The organism is Micromonospora sp. NPDC004336, assembly GCF_053602615.1.
Window position 1 is genome coordinate 1 of the sequence record NZ_JBSGDY010000355.1, and the last position, 1934, is coordinate 1934.

General features: G+C 79.3%; 1 protein-coding gene and 2 pseudogenes. All 3 read right to left on the bottom strand.

Annotated features, from left to right (window positions below; genetic code table 11):
- Positions 1 to 206, bottom strand: a pseudogene (locus ACWENR_RS30670) (short-chain dehydrogenase); the annotation flags it as partial.
- Positions 203 to 1723, bottom strand: coding sequence for a PfkB family carbohydrate kinase (locus ACWENR_RS30675; RefSeq protein ID WP_452280424.1), 1521 nt, complete (start codon positions 1721 to 1723; stop codon positions 203 to 205). The pseudogene ACWENR_RS30670 and the gene ACWENR_RS30675, both read right to left, overlap by 4 nt.
- A gap of 13 nt (positions 1724 to 1736) precedes the next feature.
- A pseudogene (locus ACWENR_RS30680) lies at positions 1737 to 1934 on the bottom strand (phosphoheptose isomerase); the annotation flags it as partial.

Genomic DNA, 1934 nt, shown 5'->3' on the forward strand with positions numbered 1-1934 from the left:
GCGAGCTGCCGGGTGGCCGCCTCGGCGGCCCGGGTGTCGGCCAGGTCGCACTCGATCCAGGGCACCCCGTCGGCGGGCGGCTGCCGGTCCAGCACCAGCGGCCGGCCACCGGCCCGGGCCACGGCCGCCACCACGGCGGCACCCAGGCCGCTCGCGCCGCCGGTCACCAGCACCGTCTGCCCCGCGCCGGGCGTCATGCCGCTCATCGGGTGCCCTCCGTCGTGGTCGGGAACTGCGTCGACGCGGCGCCGGCCGGCGGGCAGGCCGGCGGCACGGTGTCGGTCAGCGGGGGCGCGCCGCCGACCGGGCCGGCGCCGGCCGCGCGGGCGGCGGCGATCAGCCCCGTCGTCGAGCGCCCGTCCAGGTAGGGCACCACCACGGTGTGCCCGCCCCAGCGGCGCAGCAGGTCCGCCTCCGGCAGCGCCGGCTCACCGCCCTCGCCGGCGTAGTCGCCGCCCTTGACCCAGACGTCGGGCCGCAGCCAGGACAGCGCCGCGCGCGGGGTGGACTCGTCGAAGATCATGACCGCGTCGACGCAGCCCAGCGCCGCGAGCAGCCGCGCCCGGTCGCCCTGCGGGATCACCGGCCGGTCCGGGCCCTTCAGCCCGGTCACACTGGCGTCCGAGTTGAGGCAGACGACGAGGCAGTCGCCGAGCTGCCGGGCGGCCTGCAACGTCGCCACGTGCCCGGCGTGCAGCAGGTCGAAGCAGCCGCCGGTGGCCACGACCGTGCCGCCTCCCGCGCGTACCGCCGACACCACCGCGGCGGCGGCGGCCACGCCGACGCGCTCCCCGCCCGCGCCGGACACCGTCGGCGGCAGCGGGCGGGCCGGCGGCAGCGCCGTGGCCACTCCCCCGCCGGCGACGTACGCCGACGCCTCGGCCACCGCCTCCTGCACCGCCTCGGAGACCAGCGCGCCCCGGGCGAGGGCCAGGCTGGCGGTGGCGGCGAAGCGGTCGCCGGCCCCGCAGGTGTCCCCCTCGGCGGTGGTCGGGGCGGAGACCACCAGCGGGGTCGAGCCGGCGCGGCAGAGCAGTGCGCCGTCGCCGCCCAGGGTCACCGCGACCGCGCCGGCCCGCCAGCGCTGCCGCAACCCCTGCGCGCCCCGGGACGCGGTGGCCAGCCGGGTCGCGCCCGGCGGCACCTTGACCAGCTCCCGCACCTCGGACTCGTTGGGCGTGGCGAGGCGCACCCCCGGCACCGCCGCCGGGCCCCTCGGATGCGGGTCCCAGACCACCGGGGCCCGGGTTGCGGCGAGGGCCGCCCGCAGCGCGGGCTGCCGGGCCACGCCCCGGCCGTAGTCGCTGACCAGCACGGCCGACGCGCGGGCGATCACCCGCAGCACCTCGTCGGAGGGCTCGCCCGGCGCGCCGGCGACCCCGCCCCGGTCGTGGCGCAGCAGCACCCGGCCCCGGGCGCGCAGCCGGATCTTCTCCGGCGTGCCGCCGGGCAGGCCGAGGGCGTACACCTGCACCCCGGCGACGTCGAGCAGCGAGCTGAGCCGGGCGCCTCCCGCGTCGTCCGCCAACGCGGTCACCAGCACCACCTCGACGTCCCGCGCGGCGGCGGCGAAGACCGCGGCCAGCCCGGCGCCGCCGGGCCGGTCGACGTACGCCGTCTCGTCCAGCACGGGCACGGGCGAGTCCGGACAGAGCCGGTTGACCACCCCCTCGACGTCACGGTCAAGCAGGGTGTCGCCGACCACCACCACGGGTCCCGTCACGCTTCCCTCCTCATCACGCGTCGACCTGCTGACCTGAGCCGCCGTCGAGCACCACCTCGACCCCCGCCCGCACGGGCGCCCCCGGCGCGGCGAGCGCGGCCGGCAGGGCCTGCTCGACGTACTCGCAGAGCAGGTGGCTGGTGACGAGGTGGAGTTCCTGGACGACCTGGCTGTCGGGTGAGGGGACGGCGAGGGCGTCGTGGCAGGCGTC